The sequence below is a fragment of the Nocardia sp. CA-290969 genome, assembly GCF_050936135.1.
GTDB lineage: Bacteria > Actinomycetota > Actinomycetes > Mycobacteriales > Mycobacteriaceae > Nocardia.
Window position 1 is genome coordinate 7,033,388 of sequence record NZ_JBNJNJ010000001.1, and the last position, 15,222, is coordinate 7,048,609.

Sequence of the window (15,222 nt, forward strand, 5' to 3'; positions counted from 1 at the left end):
GAAGGTCCATCTCGGTCGGCGCATACTCGAAAGACAAGTCCGATGTCGGTTGGCAGGCACAAGGAGATGGATACGGTGGCTGGACGCAAGGTATGCAACGCACATGCGGTGCTCGAGCCGGGGGATCTGGTCCGCGTCCGCTTCGACCGTCAGATCATCGAAGGCACCGTGACGAGCGCGCATGATGACCTTGTCCATGTTGTGTTCAGTGTCGAAGGATCGGACGAACCCATGGCCGGTCTCTACCGCGAGAGCGAACTCGTCTGGGGCTGACCTGCCGCTGGTGTACTTCGATTCCGGCAGCCCGCCGAGATTCTGTCCGGTCGGCCACTGACGCGTCCGTTGTATCGCCACAGCGCCAGGGTTGCGCCTCCCCGCTCGCTTTCCGCGAGGGCATCGCTGTCGGGGATCAGTTCAGGCGGCGTCGGTGTGGTGACCGCTGAATTTCACCCGGGTATCCTCCGCGTCGAGGGCGATGTTCAGGGTGGCGTCCAGGGCTTCAGCGAGCTTGGCGAGCAGGGGCAGCGTCGGCACGGTGTCGGAGCCCTCGATACGCGATACCTTGGCCTGTGTCAGCCCGGCGCGTTCGGCGAGTTCGGTTTGGGTCAGTCCGAGTTCTGTCCGGCGGTCGTACACGGCTTTGGCCAATGCCATGGAGAGGCGGATTTCGCGACGGGCGTCGGTCACCTCATCGGGCTCGGTGTAGCCCTCGGCCAATTTCCGCTCCCGCAAATGTTTCCATCGTGCGTGGCTCATCGGTCCAGTTCTCCCTTCTCGATCACGCGGGTGAATTCTTGGTGTGCCGGTTCGTGTTCGGTCCGGCATACCTGTTGCGCCAGCTTCGCGCGTTTGACCTCGGCGTCTTCTCGCATCCGCGTCTTGCGGAACACTGTGAGCAGGATGGCTCTGCGTCCGGGCGCAAGCCAGTAGGTAATGCGCATGGCGGCGCCGTCCAAGGTCGGGCGTAGCTCACGGACCCCGTCTCCGAGGTATCGGGCATAGGGTTCGCCGAGCGACTCGGCATGCTCGGCAAGCAGGCCAACGTACTCGTCGACCTTCAGGAAGTGCCTGGCCGGGAGCGCTTCGAGCCAGTCACGCACCTCCGGCTCGATCTCGATGGTGAACAGTTCGCCCACGACACGCACCTTATATGTCGCTAACAACATACTGCAAGTATGCCGACCGGTGCTCAGGCGTCCGGGGTCGTCTAACTAGGGAACTCCCGCGGTGGGCGAATAAGCGACGGGCCCGGTGCTCAGCGCAACGGACCCGTCGATTGTTCGGTTGTGTTCTTCGGTCAGCCCTTGCGACCCGGTGCTTTCGCGCCGGACTTGAATCCGAGGGCGCCCGGTTTGGCGGCCGGCGGGTTCGCGCCGGATCCGTTACCCGCTGTTCCATTGCCCGACGAACCGGTGGTTTCGGTGGCCGGTTCCGTGGCGGATTCGGCCGGTGCCGATTCCGCGGCCTCGGCTGCCGGTGCCGGTTCGGCGGCGGGTGCCTTGGCGCCAGGCGCCTTCGGAGCCGGGCGCTTGAAGCCGGACTTCATCGCCAGACCCTTGGCCGGCTTCGAGGGCTTGCTCTCGGCCGGTGCCGACGCTGTGGGCTGCTCGGTCTCCGTGGGTGCGGCCTCGGCCGGTGCCGCGGATTCCGCCGGTGCGGGCTCGGCTGCGGGAGCCGAGTCCGCTGCCGGTGCAGCGGGTTTGGCGCCGGGTGCCTTCGGGCCGGGGCGTTTGAAGCCGGACTTCATCGCGAGGCCCTTGGCGGCGACCGTGGGTTTGGTTTCGGTCGCAGCCGAGCTCGCGGCGGTCTCCGCCTCGGTGGTGGATTCGGCCAGTTCCGCGGCGGGTGCTTTCCCGCCGGGTGCCCTTGCCCCGGGGGCCTTGGCGGCACCCTTCATGGCGAGGCCCTTACCGCCGGGTGCTTTGGCGGCACCCTTCATGCCCAGACCCTTCACCGGCGGAGCCGCTTTGGCTTCAGTGGCTTCGGTCGGCGCGGCTTCCGCGGTTTCGGCCTTGGCGCCGGGAGCCTTGGCCGCGCCCTTCATGGCGAGACCCTTACCGCCGGGGGCCTTGGCGGCCCCCTTCATCCCGAGACCCTTGGCGGCAGGCGCGGCCGTTTCCTTGGCCTCGCCTTCGGCGGCGGGAGCCTTCGCCCCCGGTGCCTTCGCGGCGCCCTTCATTCCGAGGCCCTTACCGGGTGCCTTCGCCGGGCCCTTCATGGCCAGGCCGCCGCCCTTCGGGGCGGCCTTCTCGGCGGCCGGGGCCGCCGCTTCGGCGACCGGTTCGGGCTCGGGTTCGGGTTCCGGCTCGGGTTCGGCCTTGGGCTCCTGGATGACCGTCAGGTTGGCGGTCAGCTGTTCCGGCTGCTGCCGCTCGATCGATTCGAGCATCAGCTGTGCGACGTCGACGACCTCCACGCCCTCGCCCTGGCCCGACTCCTGGCGTGCGGTGACACCGTCGGTGAGCATGACGCGGCAGAACGGGCAGCCGGTGGCGATCTTGGCAGGGGAGGTGGTGAGCGCCTCGTCCACGCGGTCGATATTGATGCGCTTACCCAGCTGCTCTTCCATCCACATCCGGGCGCCGCCGGCGCCGCAGCACATGGACCGTTCGCCGTGGCGGGGCATTTCCACCAGGTTCGAACCCGACGCCGCCATCAGTTCACGCGGCGCGTTGTAGACCTTGTTGTGCCGGCCCAGGTAGCAGGGGTCGTGATAGGTCACGTTCTGCGACACCGGGGCGACCGGGACGAGTTGCTTACCGCGCACCAGCCGGTTCAGCAGCTGGGTGTGGTGCACCACCTCGTAGGTGCCGCCGACCTGCGGGTACTCGTTGTTGAGCGCGTTGAAGCAGTGCGCGCAGGTGACGACGATCTTCTTCTTTTTCTGCTCCACACCTTCGAACACCGAATCCAGCAGTTCGATGTTCTGCATGGCCAGCTGCTGGAACAGGAACTCGTTACCCGCACGCCGGGCCGAATCGCCGGTGCAGGTTTCCTCCTGGCCCAGCACCATGAACTTCACCCCGGCGGTCGCCAGCAGTTCCGCGACGGCCTTGGTGGTCTTCTTGGCGCGGTCCTCGTAGGCGCCGGCGCAGCCGACCCAGAACAGGTACTCGTAGCCGTCGAAGCTGTCGGCGTCCTGGCCGAACACCGGGATATCGAAATCGAGTTCGTTGATCCAGTTGAGCCGGTCCTTGGCGTTCTGGCCCCAGGGGTTGCCCTTGTTCTCCAGGTTCTTGAACAGGCCCGCGAGCTCGGACGGGAACTCTGATTCGATCAGCACCTGGTAGCGGCGCATATCGATGATGTGGTCGACGTGCTCGATATCCACCGGGCACTGTTCGACGCAGGCACCGCAGGTGGTGCAGCTCCACAGCACCTCGGGGTCGATGATGCCGTTCACGTCGGCCTCGCCGACCAGCGGCCGCTCGGCCTCGGCGCGGGCGGCCTCGGAGATCTTGGCGAGTTTCGCCTCGTCGGGCTTACCGTCGGCATCGACCAGGCCGACCTCGTCGCCGCCCATATCCCGGCTGCCACCGGCCAGCAGGTACGGCGCCTTGGCGCGGCCGTGGTCGCGCAGCGACATGATGAGCAGCTTCGGCGACAGCGGCTTGCCGGTGTTCCACGCGGGGCACTGCGACTGGCAGCGACCGCATTCGGTGCAGGTGGTGAAGTCCAGCCAGCCCTTCCAGGAGAAGTCCTCGATCCGGCCGGCACCCAGGGTGTCGGTATCGGGGTCGACGTTCTCCATGTCCAGGGCCTTGCCCTTCGACATCATCGGCTTGGCCGCACCGAGGGCGACGCCACCGTCGTCCTCACGCTTGAAGTAGATGTTCGGGAAGGCCGAGAACCGGTGCCAGGCCACACCCCAGGTGATGTTGCGGCCGACCAGATACAGGAACGCCATACCGGACATCAGCTTGATGAAGGCGAAGATCGACACCATGGTCGGGCTGGCGGGCAGCAGTTCGGCGACCCGCATGGTGAAGAAATCGGTCGCGCCGTTCGCGTGGCCGTAGGTCGCGATCTTGCCGGCCTTCACGAAGACCATGCCCAGGCCCTCGAGCAGTACGATCGCCTCGATCACGTAGGCCGCGCCGAAGGCGGAGCCGCTGAACCGGGAGAGCCGGTCGGGTACGCGCGGATGGTTCAGCTGCCGGATCACGATCAGCGTCCCGATACCGACCACCGTGCCGATGCCGAGGATCTCGTCCCACAGGTGATAGATCGCGGTGTTGCCGATGAGGGGCCAGTGGAAGGCGGGGTCGAAGGTCTGACCGTATGCCTCGAACCAGAGGATCGCGCCGCCGATGAAGCCGATCATCACCAGCCAGTGGGCCCAGCCGACGGTCCGGAACTTGTTCATCCGGGTGTGCGCCAGGAACTCCACGAGCATCTGCTTGAAGCGCGGGAAGAACGGACGCCAGCGGTCGGGTGCGGGCTGGCCCAGCATGATGGCGCGGACGATATCCCGGACGCCGCCGAAGAACGACGCCCAACACAGCAGGCTGAGCGCCGCTCCCAAGGTGCCCAGCGTCACTGTCAGGGCATTCATGTCGCGACCTTTCTTTCGAGGCAACACGAGGTGCGAGGAACGATGAGTAACCTCGTCCGGCTCGTATCGTAACCGCCAGTAAGTTACCCGCCAGTAACTAACGCTGTCCAGTGTACGATCGCCGGTGCGCCGCAGCCCCTTCTACCTGGGCTTTCCCGCGGCTGGTGCCGCGTGATCAATGTCACCTTATTCAGTTGACTGTCCATAACTGTTCTTGCTGATGAACACCGTAAAGGGCCCGCTGTGACGGCCGCGGATAAGGCCAGGCTTACCCTGTCCATTTCTCACGTTTGGGACACGAATGTCGCCTTTGGGCAACGGATTCGATTACGCTCAGCCCGATCTGTCAGGACGGTGTGACATCTCATAACGCTCGGGGAGGAAATTCGGGCCGCGGAACCCTCGCGGCCGCCTCGCGTGCGGATGTCGTGCTGGATACCCCGATTGGAAATGGATGAAACTCGCTAGACCCGCTGTGGTCGCAGGACTGGTCACAGGTTCGCTCGCCATGAGCTTCGGCACCGCGTACGCCGAACCGGCCGCCGTAGCGCCGGCCCCGATCAACTACTCCATCCAGATGGTGGAGAAAACGGTTGTCACGACGCTGCAGGGGGGCACCTTCGCCATTGCGGAGGAGGAAGTGCAGCCCATCTCGGCCGAGCCCGGGGTCGCACCCGTCAAAGAGCAGTTCGTTCAGGTCAAGGACAAGGCCGGCGCGGTTGTCATGTCTTGGCCGGTCGATCTCGCTGTGGAGGGGGCCGAGGTACCGGTGAAGCCGGTGCTGAAGAACGATGACACGGTCCTCGAACTCACCCCGGAGAAGACCGACATCAAGACGGATCAGCCCGTCAAGGCGGTGAACCTGACCGCCAAGCCCATCGCGTCGCCGGCCGAAGACCAAATGGCGATGAACGAATTCACCACCCAGTTCTCCCTGGCGACCGCGGTCGGTGGATTCGTCGGCACGGCCGCCGGCGTCGTGATCGGCGGGATCACCGGCTGCATTCTCGGACTGCCGCTGCTGGGTATCGGCTGCATCCCGGCCGCTGTCGCCGGCGCCGGCCTCGGTGGCATCCTCGGAACGATCGCCGTGGGCGGACCGGCCCTGGGGATCGCGGCCATGAACCTGGTCCAGACCCTGCAGGCCGCTCCCGGCACCAGCAAATGGGCCAACGGCGGTAAGCCGGTAACCGAGGGTGCGCCTCCGGTGACCGAAGAGGCGCCGAAGTAACCAACTGGCGCAACCACTCCGATCGGCCCGCATGCCACGGCATGCGGGCCGATCGCGTTTCAGGGGCTCGGCTGTCGATGCCGTCGCCGCCGGCCGAACGCAGTCCTCGATGCCCGGACACCTATGGAGTCGGTAACCCGGCTCGCGGCAGCGGACTGGTCCACCATCGACGTTCCAGTGACAGGGAGCCCCGGCCCTCCACCGCTACAACACCGGCGAGCCGTGTGCGGGCCGGCCCAGGCTCTGCCTGCGAGCGCCGCGCAGTACCCGGACTGGCCGGTGGCGCTTTCGGTGTGTGCGAGCGCCGGTGCGGGCGGCTGCTCCCTTGCCTCCGGGAACCGAGAAAGCCCGCTCATAGAGGAAGGGCCGGCAGCGTAATGCTGCCGGCCCATCCTTGCTCTATGCCCGGTGCGAGTGACACTCGCTGCCCCTCACCCCGCGCCCGGTGGGCACGGGGTGAGCGTGCCGGTTAGTTCGTGCGGATACGCAGGCCCGGGTTGTCGGAGAGCACCACGCTCACCGGCTGGGCGAACAACTGCGGGGCATTCCCGGTGAGGACGCCCAGGATGTTGGGGATCTCGCAGATCGGGTAGTCGGCGACCGAGGAGGCGCTGGAGATACCCAGGGCCAAGCGGCCCGTGACGATCGGGCCACCGCTGTCACCGGGCAGGGCGCAGATATTGGCGGAGAAGCTCTGGGTGAGCTGGCGATCGCCGACCTGCACCGTCTGGTCGACGGCGTTCACGACACCACAGCTGAAGCCGGTGCGCGAACCCGATTTGCAGACCGGGGCGCCCACGACGGGGGTGGCCACGCCCTCGATCGGGACCGGCGCGGCGGCCGGCACCTTCACCTGGTTGTTCTCGAAGCGGCCCGCGGCGCCGTCCTCGATATCGAGGATCGAGTAGTCCTGGTTGCCCAGTACCGACTTCTGGAAAGTGGCGATCTTCGGACCGACCCGGTTGCCGCCGAGCGATTCGTGCACGGAAGAGGCGCCGACATCATCCAAGTTCGGATTGCAGTGGCCGGCGGTGATGTTCACGACGTTGCCGCCGGGGCCGATTCCGTTGAATCCGAACGAGCAGCGCAGCGAGCCCTCGCCGGCGACGGAGGCGAAGCCGTCGCCGCCGCCGATCGGCGCTGCGGCACTGCCTTCGGCGATATCCGCGGCCGGCAGCGTTTCCGCCGCGATCGGCGGGGCCATCACGATGACGCGGGCCGGGTCGATGAAATTGGGCATCGGCAGACCGGCCTGGTCGACACGCACCGCGATGCTGTTGTTCACGGTATCGATGACCACACCGCGCACCAGCGCGGAGACCGCGTCCGGCTGGCCGTCGAGCCAGCGTTCGAAGGCACTCTTCTCACCACGCAGGGTCTGTTCGCTCTTGGCGACATTGCGTACGACGAAACCGGTGGATTCCGCGGCACCACGCGCTTCCTCGGCACCCGGCCCGGGCGCCAGGGCGACCACGCCCTGGCCCTGTTCGTCGAGCCAGGCGCCCGCGAACACCTGCGGGAACTGACGCTGCGCGGTGGTGGCGAACGCGGCCACCTGCTGTGCGGTATCGGCGCGCTGCAGATACTCCTCGGGGGAGATGTGCAGATCGCGGTTCAGCGCCGCGACGAGGTCGGCGGGCAGGCCGAGACCCGGATCGGGGGCGGCGGACGCGACCGCCATGGGGCCGAACAGCAGCACCGCCGCCGAGGCGGCCGCCGCGGCCCGGTAGGTGCGGGTTCTGGACGGCGCCGTTCGCCGTTTACCTATGCGTGGCATGAGCATGCGAAGACTATATCGGGCTCACCCGGCATTCGGCCTGGTTCGCACGCTGATACCGCTGCCCAGGCCGCCACCGGAGGTCGCGTTGACGTCGGCGAGGATCGCCCGGATCGGAATGCCCAGGGTGGCGGTGCCGCCGTACTGGGCCAGGGCGATATTGGCCTCACCGCAGTCGGGGGCTTCGGCGGCGTTCGAGCCGCTGGTGATGCCGAGGGCCAGGGTGCCGGTGACGATCGCGCCGCCGCTGTCACCGCCGAGGGTGCACGCGGTACTGGCGAACCCGCGGATGGTCTTGGCTTCGCCCTCCGTGGTGAACAGCTGCGTCTCCACCCGGTCGGCGACGACGAAACCGCAGGTGAAGGTCGAGGACTGGCCGGATTTGCAGACCGGCGCGCCGACCACCGGATCGGCGGTGCCGGTGATGTTCAGGGTGGTGCCGTTGGCGCCGCGCACCGACGGCTGATCCATACCCGAGCCCACGGCGCGTTCGTTCAGCTGGATCACCGAATAGTCGAGCGTGCTGGGGCCGCCGAGTTCCGATTTCACGAACGTGCCCAATTCCGGGCTCGCCGGGATATTGCGGACGTTCGGGCTGTACACGGTGGCGCGCTCATCGCCCTTGTCGAGATTGGGATTGCAGTGTCCGGCACTGATATTCAGCGCGTTGCCGGCGGAATCGACACTGTTGAACCCGAACGAGCAGACATCGACACTGCGCAGTTCCGCGTCGTCGAGCCGGCCGGGGGCGCTGATATAGGTATCGCCGCCCATGGGCCGGCGTTCGACCGGGCCGCCGCTGTTGGGTCCGAGAACCACTTTGATATTGGCGATCATCGTCGGCAGATTGAGCATATGCGCCAGCGGCGTATTGGCGACATTCACGACCAGCTGACTGTTGAGGAAGTCGATCGCGATCGAATTGATCACCTGCGAGATATCGCGCGGCTGCTCGGCGACCCACTGATTCAGTTGCGACAGCGAGGTTTCCAGCGCGGCGGCCGAGACCGGGGCCAGCCGGGTGTGATAGCCGTCGGCGCTGGCCGCCTGCGCGGCCTCCGGGGAGGTGACGGCGACGAACGGTTTACCGTCCGGGGTCATCCAGGCACCGGCGAAAACATCGGGACGTTCGGCGCGGAAATCGGCCGCGTAGTCCTGTAGTTGCTGGGCTCGGGCCGACCGGTCGAGGTACTCGGTCGGGGTCATCTGCAGATCGCGGGACAGCGCTTGTACGAGTTCGGCCGGCAGGTCTTCGGCTCTGAGCTGTTCCGGCGCGGGCTCCGCGGTCGCCGGAACCGCACCGAACAGGGGAGTCAGGAGAACGGCAGAGCTGAGGATGGCAGCTTTGACCGCGGCGCGACGCGCCACCGACTTGCGCATGGAGTCCCTTCGTCGGCACTGTGTGCCAGATATTCCATGGCCACGGGATTGAATCCGTTGGCGCACAGGTTTGGTCGAGCTGACCGGGCTGCCGGGGTGGCCGGAATAACACCGGTCAGGCGAACACTCTAAAGCACAAAACGCTATCTGGCTTCTTCTTGACGGCCCTCTTGGGAACCGGTGTCCGGAAGGTCCCGATCTTCGGTGCGGAACGGATTGGGGAACGGGAAGAAATCGAAACCGGGACGGCTCCGGGTGGTTGTGGTTTCGGTGGTTTCCGTGGGGTCGGTGAGGGTGGGCCCGCTCGGTACCGTGCTGCTCGGCACCGAGGTCGTGGGCACAGGCGATTGCGTTGTGACGGTCACCGGTGGCGGAGTGGTCGCCGGTGGTGTTTCGGGGGTGACAGTCGGTTCCGGCACATAGGTCGGTTCGGGTTCGTAGGTCGGGGCCGGCGGCGCGAGCGGCTGCGGTGCGGCGGGCGGCGGTGGCGCGGCCGGGGGTGTGGTGACCGAGGTGGTGGGTGCGGGGCCGGGTTCGGCTGCGCCGGTGCGCAGCAGCGCCGTGACCCCCACCGCGCCGATCAGCAGGCCGACGAGCGCGGCGGCCGCGACCAGTACCGCAGTGCGGCGGCTGATCTTCGATCCGGTGGGCCGGGCCTTGCCGGTCGGCCCGGGTGTTTCCGGTACGGGCGCGGGCGGATTCGTGGGTGACGAGGGTGGTTCCGCTGCCGGTAGGGCGCCCGCCGCCGCGGAGACGCCCAGCCCGGCGGCGAGAACACCCAGGCTGGGGCCGCCGTAGGTGGCTTCGGGATCGGCGGCCGGGGCGGCCGCCGAGTATGCCTCGGCGGGGGCGGCGCCGGAGTACGACTCGGCCGGCGCGGGGTAGGTCGGGGTGGGGGTGACCGCGGAGTATGCCTTGGCGGGGGTGTCGCCCGCGCCCAGTTTCGGCATGACGACGGTGTCGAGGAAAGAATTCTCGGCCGTGGTGGGGTCGGGCGGGGTGGCGCCGGCGGGGGTCTCCAGGACCACGGCAAGGGCGGCGCGCCCGGCGCTCTCGGCGAAATACCGGCCGGCGTCGCCGGGGGCGTGGCGGGGTCGCGGGGGCAGTTCGTCTTCACCGATGAGGGCCACGGATTTCAGGCCCAGATAGTCCAGGGCGCCGCGCAGCGCGAAAACCTGGGTGGCCGGCCAGCCGCCGGGATGGGTGGCGTAGAACTCGGCCGGGCCGTTGAGGTGGTCGGCGGTCAGGTTGATCAGGCAGAACATGGCGGTGGCCAGCAGGTCTTCCCCGCGGTACGCCTCACCGTCGTCCACCGCGACGCCGGCCGGATCGCCTACGGCGGAGATGAACCCGGTGATCGTCTGGGTATAGCCGGGCGGCGCGGTCGCACCGCCGAGGGTCGCGTCGCCGTCCTCGGACATGTGCAGGATCGGTTCGCGGATGATGAAGTGCGGATCCCCGTCATCGCTGACCACCGCCGCGGTGCACGCGTGCTCGGCGATGTGCAGGCCCACCCCAGTGGCCATCCTCGGGTCCTCGCTTCGACTTCCTCATCCAACAACGACGCTACGGGTTCGCGTAGGGTCGTCCGGCGCGGCGCGCGGCGACCGGGCGCGGAGCATTGACAATAGCTCCGATCGGGGTCCGGTAGGGACCCGGGAGTGCGGCGAGGCGGTGACCGGAGCGGGTCCCCGGGTGTGGGACGGTGGCGGTGCACGGCGCGGCACGGCTCGGTCACGATGTCGTACCGCCCGGTTTCCCGAGGTGGGTGCGGAGAAGAATGGCGGCGGACCGCCGGTACGGGGTGGGGAATAGTTCGCCGGGGTCCGGGGTTGAGCTGATCGACAATGTTGAGTGAGATCGACTCAAGTTTGACTTGACGGCCCGCGCGGAGGCGGGCAGGATTGAGCCGACCACGCTCAGTATTGCTGGGACCGTGCTCTATGCAGTGCCTGGGGCTGGTCCGACCGTCGGGTCCTCCGGGGCCCGGCGCGCAGGGGCGGACAGCCCGTACAGACACAAGCAGTCGAAAAATGAGGAGGAACAAATGGCTCGTGCGGTCGGAATCGACCTCGGGACCACGAACTCGGTCGTCGCCGTTCTCGAAGGTGGTGAGCCGGTCGTCGTCGCCAACTCCGAGGGTTCGCGCACTACGCCCTCGATCGTCGCGTTCGCGAAGAACGGTGAAGTTCTCGTCGGCCAGCCGGCGAAGAACCAGGCCGTCACCAACGTCGACCGTACGATCCGCTCGGTCAAACGCCATATCGGCACCGACTGGACCGTCGAGATCGACGACAAGAAGTACACCTCGCAGGAGATCAGCGCGCGCACGCTCATGAAGCTGAAGCGCGACGCCGAGGCCTACCTGGGCGAGGAGATCACCGACGCGGTGATCACCGTCCCCGCCTACTTCGAGGACGCTCAGCGCCAGGCCACCAAGGAAGCCGGCCAGATCGCCGGTCTCAATGTGCTGCGCATCGTCAACGAGCCCACCGCCGCGGCCCTGGCCTACGGCCTGGACAAGGGCGACAAGGAACAGACCATCCTGGTCTTCGACCTCGGTGGCGGCACCTTCGACGTCTCGCTGCTGGAAATCGGCGAGGGCGTCGTCGAGGTCCGCGCCACCTCCGGTGACAACCACCTCGGTGGTGACGACTGGGACGAACGGGTCGTGAAGTGGCTGGTCGACAAGTTCAAGGCCAGCTCCGGAATCGACCTGACCAAGGACCGGATGGCCATGCAGCGGCTGCGTGAGGCCGCCGAGAAGGCCAAGATCGAGCTGAGCTCCTCGCAGAGCACCTCGATCAACCTGCCCTACATCACCGTCGACGCGGAGAAGAACCCGCTGTTCCTCGACGAGCAGCTCACCCGCGCCGAATTCCAGAAGATCACCTCGGATCTGCTGGACCGTACCCGCGCGCCGTTCCAGTCCGTGGTCAAGGATGCCGGGATCAAGGTCGCCGATATCGACCATGTCGTGCTGGTCGGTGGCTCCACCCGGATGCCCGCGGTGACCGATCTGGTCCGCGAGCTCACCGGTGGCAAAGAGCCGAACAAGGGTGTGAACCCGGACGAGGTCGTCGCCGTCGGCGCCGCCCTGCAGGCCGGTGTGCTCAAGGGTGAGGTCAAGGACGTCCTGCTGCTCGATGTGACCCCGCTGTCGCTGGGTATCGAGACCAAGGGCGGCGTGATGACCAACCTCATCGAGCGCAACACCACCATCCCGACCAAGCGTTCGGAAACCTTCACCACGGCCAACGACAACCAGCCGTCGGTGCAGATCCAGGTGTTCCAGGGTGAGCGCGAAATCGCCGCGCACAACAAACTGCTCGGCTCCTTCGAGCTCACCGGTATCCCGCCGGCCCCGCGCGGGGTGCCGCAGATCGAGGTCACCTTCGATATCGACGCCAACGGCATCGTGCACGTGACGGCGAAGGACAAGGGCACCGGTAAAGAGAACACGATCAAGATCCAGGACGGCTCGGGCCTGTCCAAGGAAGAGATCGACCGGATGGTCAAGGACGCCGAGGCGCACGCCGCCGAGGACAAGGCGCGGCGCGAGGAGGCGGAGACCCGCAACCAGGCCGAATCGCTGGTCCACCAGACCGAGAAGTTCATCGCCGACAACGAGGACAAGGTCCCGGCGGATGTGAAGTCCAAGGTCGAGGCCGCGATCGGCGAGGCCAAGGAAGCGCTGAAGGGCACCGACACCGCCGCGGTGAAGGCCGCGGTGGAGAAGCTGGCCACCGAATCGCAGGCGCTGGGTCAGGCGATCTACGAGGCCTCGGCCGCCGAGGGTGCGGCCGCGGGTGACGGTGCCGCCAACGGTGCCGCCGGTGACGACCAAGTGGTCGACGCCGAGGTCGTGGACGAACCGGTCGACACGGAGAAGAAGTGACGAACGCGGGTAACAATTCCGAGGAACCGATCAGCTTCGTCGACAAACGCAAGATCGATCCGGAAACCGGCGAGGTCAAGGAGCCGGCCGGGGCAGCCGACGAGGCTGCCCCCGCCGGGGCCGCGGACGCCGAGGAGCGAGTCGCTCCGCAGGCGCCGCAGGCGGGCCTGGACGGTGAGGGCGCCGAGGCGGCTGCCGAAGCCGCTCCGGAACCCGATCCGGCGGCCGAACTCGCCGAGCGCACGGCCGATCTGCAGCGGCTCACGGCGGAGTACACCAACTACCGCCGGCGGGTGGAACGCGATCGCAAGACCGCGATCGACAACGCCAAGGCCGCCGTGGTCACCGAGCTCCTGGGCGTGCTCGACGACCTGGACCGCGCCAAGGCGCACGGCGACCTGGAATCCGGGCCGCTGCGCTCGGTGGCCGACAAACTGATCGAGGCATTGCGTAAGCAGGGGCTCGAGGAATTCGGGACCGAAGGCGAAGCGTTCGACCCGAACCTGCACGAGGCCGTACAGCACGAAGGCGCCGGGCACGATCCGGTGATCGGCGTGGTGATGCGCAAGGGATACCGCTTCGGCGAGCGGGTGCTGCGGCACGCGCTGGTCGGGGTGACCGACGGTGTGGGCGACAGCGCGGCCGGCACCGAGACCGACGCCGGTCCCGATGCCGCCGCCGCGGCGGAACCCGCGGCAGCGGAGGCATCGGATGCGGATGCGGGTTCGAAGAATTAGCGATTCCCCGGCCCGGGGTCGCGGAGCAGTGCGGAAAGGAGGAGACGCCCGGTGAGCCAGCGGGAGTGGATCGAGAAGGACTTCTACAAGGAGCTGGGCGTCTCCTCCGACGCCTCCACCGAAGAGATCAAGAAGGCGTACCGCAAACTCGCCCGCGACCTGCACCCGGACGCCAATCCGGGCGATGCCAAGGCCGAGGAGCGGTTCAAGGCCGTCAGCGAGGCCCACACCGTGCTGTCGGATCCGGCCAAACGCGCCGAATACGACGAGACCCGCCGCCTGTTCGCGGGCGGCGGGTACGGCCGGGGTGGCGGTTTCACCCCGGGCGCTGGTGGCGGGTTCACCCAGGGCTTCGACCTGGGCGATATCTTCGGGCAGGCCGGCGCCGCCGACGGCGGTCTCGGTGACCTGTTCGGCGGCTTGTTCAACCGGGGTGGCGGCGGTACCCGCACCAGCCGCCCGCGCCGGGGCGCGGATGTGGAGGCCGAGACCACCCTCGGATTCCGCGAAGCCGCCCGCGGCGTCACGGTTCCGCTGAGCCTGACCAGCCCGGCACCCTGCACCACCTGCCACGGCAGCGGCGCCAAACCGGGCACCAGCCCGCGGGTGTGCCCGATCTGCAACGGCAGCGGCGTGGTGAGCCGCAACCAGGGCGCGTTCGGGTTCAGCGAGCCCTGCGACGAATGCCGCGGCAGCGGGTCGATCATCGACGACCCCTGCGTGGACTGCCGGGGCAGCGGCATCCAGAACCGCACCCGCACCCTCAATGTCCGCATACCGCCGGGTATCGCCGACGGGCAGCGGATCCGGCTCGCCGGACAGGGTGAAGCCGGGCTGCGGGGCGCCCCCTCGGGCGACCTGTACGTCACGGTGCGGGTGAGCCAGGACAAGGTCTTCGGCCGGGCCGGCGACGACCTCACCCTGGTACTGCCGGTCAGCTACAGTGAATTGGTGCTCGGCACGACCGTATCGGTGCCCACGTTGGAGGGCCGGGTCGGCGTGAAGGTGCCACCGGGTACCGCGGACGGCCGCACCCTGCGGGTGCGCGGCCGCGGAGTTCCCAAACGTGGTGGCGGAGCCGGTGATCTGCTGGTCACCGTGAAGGTCGCCGTGCCGCCGAAGCTGGACGACGATGCCGTGGCCGCGTTGCGCGCGCTACAGGAGGCGGAGAAGACCAGCGGCTTCGATCCGAGAGCTGGATGGGCAGGTGCGTGATGTCCAACGATCCGAAACGGGTTCCCGACGGTAGTTCGGCGCGTGCGGAGGCGCGCGCCGAATACTTCGTGATCTCGGTGGCCGCTCAGCTGGCCGGTATGCACGCGCAGACGTTGCGCACCTACGACCGGCTGGGATTGGTGACACCGCAGCGCACTTCGGGCGGTGGCCGGCGTTATTCGGAGCGGGACGTGGAGTTGCTGCGCGAGGTGCAGCGGCTGTCCCAGGACGAAGGCGTCAACCTGGCCGGGATCAAACGCATCATCGAACTCACCAACCAGGTGAGCGAACTCCAGCAGCGGGTCGTCGAACTCACCGCGGAACTGGAACGGGAACGAGCCCGGCCGGACTACCGCCCGGAACTCATCCCGCCCCAGCGCAACACCGCCCTGGTCGTCTGGCAACCCCGCCACCGCCGCCGCTGAGTTT

12 protein-coding genes are annotated in these 15,222 nt (G+C 67.7%); 6 read left to right on the forward strand and 6 right to left on the reverse strand.

Features of this window, described 5'->3' with window-relative positions; translation table 11 throughout:
* The first annotated feature begins 75 nt into the window (after positions 1 to 75).
* On the forward strand, positions 76 to 273 hold the full coding sequence (locus tag ACQEVO_RS32210; RefSeq protein ID WP_432920257.1) for a hypothetical protein: 198 nt from the start codon (positions 76 to 78) through the stop codon (positions 271 to 273).
* A gap of 141 nt (positions 274 to 414) precedes the next feature.
* Here the strand turns inward: ACQEVO_RS32210 and ACQEVO_RS32215 are convergent, their stop codons facing one another.
* The 3 genes from ACQEVO_RS32215 to ACQEVO_RS32225 all read right to left on the reverse strand — a co-directional run bounded on the left by ACQEVO_RS32215 (position 415) and on the right by ACQEVO_RS32225 (position 4,555).
* Positions 415 to 756, reverse strand: a complete 342-nt coding sequence (locus ACQEVO_RS32215; RefSeq protein ID WP_432920259.1) for a helix-turn-helix domain-containing protein — start codon at positions 754 to 756, stop codon at positions 415 to 417.
* A complete protein-coding gene (locus ACQEVO_RS32220; protein WP_432920261.1) occupies positions 753 to 1,136 on the reverse strand; it encodes a type II toxin-antitoxin system RelE/ParE family toxin in 384 nt (127 codons plus the stop codon). The genes ACQEVO_RS32215 and ACQEVO_RS32220 overlap by 4 nt, the downstream gene beginning before the upstream one ends.
* A 161-nt stretch (positions 1,137 to 1,297) precedes the next feature.
* Entirely contained in the window at positions 1,298 to 4,555 is a 3,258-nt protein-coding gene (locus tag ACQEVO_RS32225; RefSeq protein ID WP_432920263.1) for a heterodisulfide reductase-related iron-sulfur binding cluster, read from the reverse strand.
* A gap of 508 nt (positions 4,556 to 5,063) precedes the next feature.
* Between ACQEVO_RS32225 and ACQEVO_RS32230 the strand changes: the two genes are divergently transcribed.
* A complete protein-coding gene (locus tag ACQEVO_RS32230; protein ID WP_432920265.1) occupies positions 5,064 to 5,786 on the forward strand; it encodes a hypothetical protein in 723 nt (240 codons plus the stop codon).
* Positions 5,787 to 6,255: 469 nt separating this feature from the next.
* Here the strand turns inward: ACQEVO_RS32230 and ACQEVO_RS32235 are convergent, their stop codons facing one another.
* The 3 genes from ACQEVO_RS32235 to ACQEVO_RS32245 form a co-directional block, all read right to left on the reverse strand.
* A complete protein-coding gene (locus tag ACQEVO_RS32235) occupies positions 6,256 to 7,569 on the reverse strand; it encodes a S1 family peptidase (RefSeq protein ID WP_432920267.1) in 1,314 nt (437 codons plus the stop codon).
* A gap of 18 nt (positions 7,570 to 7,587) precedes the next feature.
* On the reverse strand, positions 7,588 to 8,943 hold the full coding sequence (locus tag ACQEVO_RS32240; protein WP_432920268.1) for a S1 family peptidase: 1,356 nt from the start codon (positions 8,941 to 8,943) through the stop codon (positions 7,588 to 7,590).
* Between the two features lie 143 nt (positions 8,944 to 9,086).
* Entirely contained in the window at positions 9,087 to 10,469 is a 1,383-nt protein-coding gene (locus ACQEVO_RS32245) for a hypothetical protein (RefSeq protein ID WP_432920270.1), read from the reverse strand.
* Between the two features lie 521 nt (positions 10,470 to 10,990).
* Between ACQEVO_RS32245 and dnaK the strand changes: the two genes are divergently transcribed.
* Genes dnaK through ACQEVO_RS32265 form a run of 4 tightly spaced genes read left to right on the forward strand, consistent with a single transcriptional unit; the run spans position 10,991 to position 15,218 of the window.
* Entirely contained in the window at positions 10,991 to 12,841 is a 1,851-nt protein-coding gene (gene dnaK, locus ACQEVO_RS32250) for a molecular chaperone DnaK (protein WP_432920272.1), read from the forward strand.
* Entirely contained in the window at positions 12,838 to 13,578 is a 741-nt protein-coding gene (grpE, locus tag ACQEVO_RS32255; RefSeq protein WP_432920274.1) for a nucleotide exchange factor GrpE, read from the forward strand. The genes dnaK and grpE overlap by 4 nt, the downstream gene beginning before the upstream one ends.
* A 51-nt stretch (positions 13,579 to 13,629) precedes the next feature.
* A complete protein-coding gene (gene dnaJ, locus ACQEVO_RS32260) occupies positions 13,630 to 14,793 on the forward strand; it encodes a molecular chaperone DnaJ (RefSeq protein WP_432920276.1) in 1,164 nt (387 codons plus the stop codon).
* Positions 14,793 to 15,218: a heat shock protein transcriptional repressor HspR gene (locus tag ACQEVO_RS32265; protein ID WP_432920278.1), complete on the forward strand. Its 426-nt coding sequence runs from the start codon at positions 14,793 to 14,795 to the stop codon at positions 15,216 to 15,218. Before dnaJ ends, ACQEVO_RS32265 begins: the two co-directional genes overlap by 1 nt.
* Positions 15,219 to 15,222: the final 4 nt, after the last annotated feature.

Bases quoted from the DNA above. Each gene is read 5' to 3' on its own strand.
- ACQEVO_RS32215 (WP_432920259.1), bottom strand. From the start codon at position 756: ATGAGCCACGCACGATGGAAACATTTGCGGGAGCGGAAATTGGCCGAG.
- ACQEVO_RS32225 (WP_432920263.1), bottom strand. From the start codon at position 4,555: ATGAATGCCCTGACAGTGACGCTGGGCACCTTGGGAGCGGCGCTCAGC.
- ACQEVO_RS32230 (WP_432920265.1), top strand. From the start codon at position 5,064: ATGAGCTTCGGCACCGCGTACGCCGAACCGGCCGCCGTAGCGCCGGCC.
- ACQEVO_RS32235 (WP_432920267.1), bottom strand. From the start codon at position 7,569: ATGCTCATGCCACGCATAGGTAAACGGCGAACGGCGCCGTCCAGAACC.
- ACQEVO_RS32240 (WP_432920268.1), bottom strand. From the start codon at position 8,943: ATGCGCAAGTCGGTGGCGCGTCGCGCCGCGGTCAAAGCTGCCATCCTC.
- ACQEVO_RS32245 (WP_432920270.1), bottom strand. From the start codon at position 10,469: ATGGCCACTGGGGTGGGCCTGCACATCGCCGAGCACGCGTGCACCGCG.
- dnaK (WP_432920272.1), top strand. From the start codon at position 10,991: ATGGCTCGTGCGGTCGGAATCGACCTCGGGACCACGAACTCGGTCGTC.
- ACQEVO_RS32265 (WP_432920278.1), top strand. From the start codon at position 14,793: ATGTCCAACGATCCGAAACGGGTTCCCGACGGTAGTTCGGCGCGTGCG.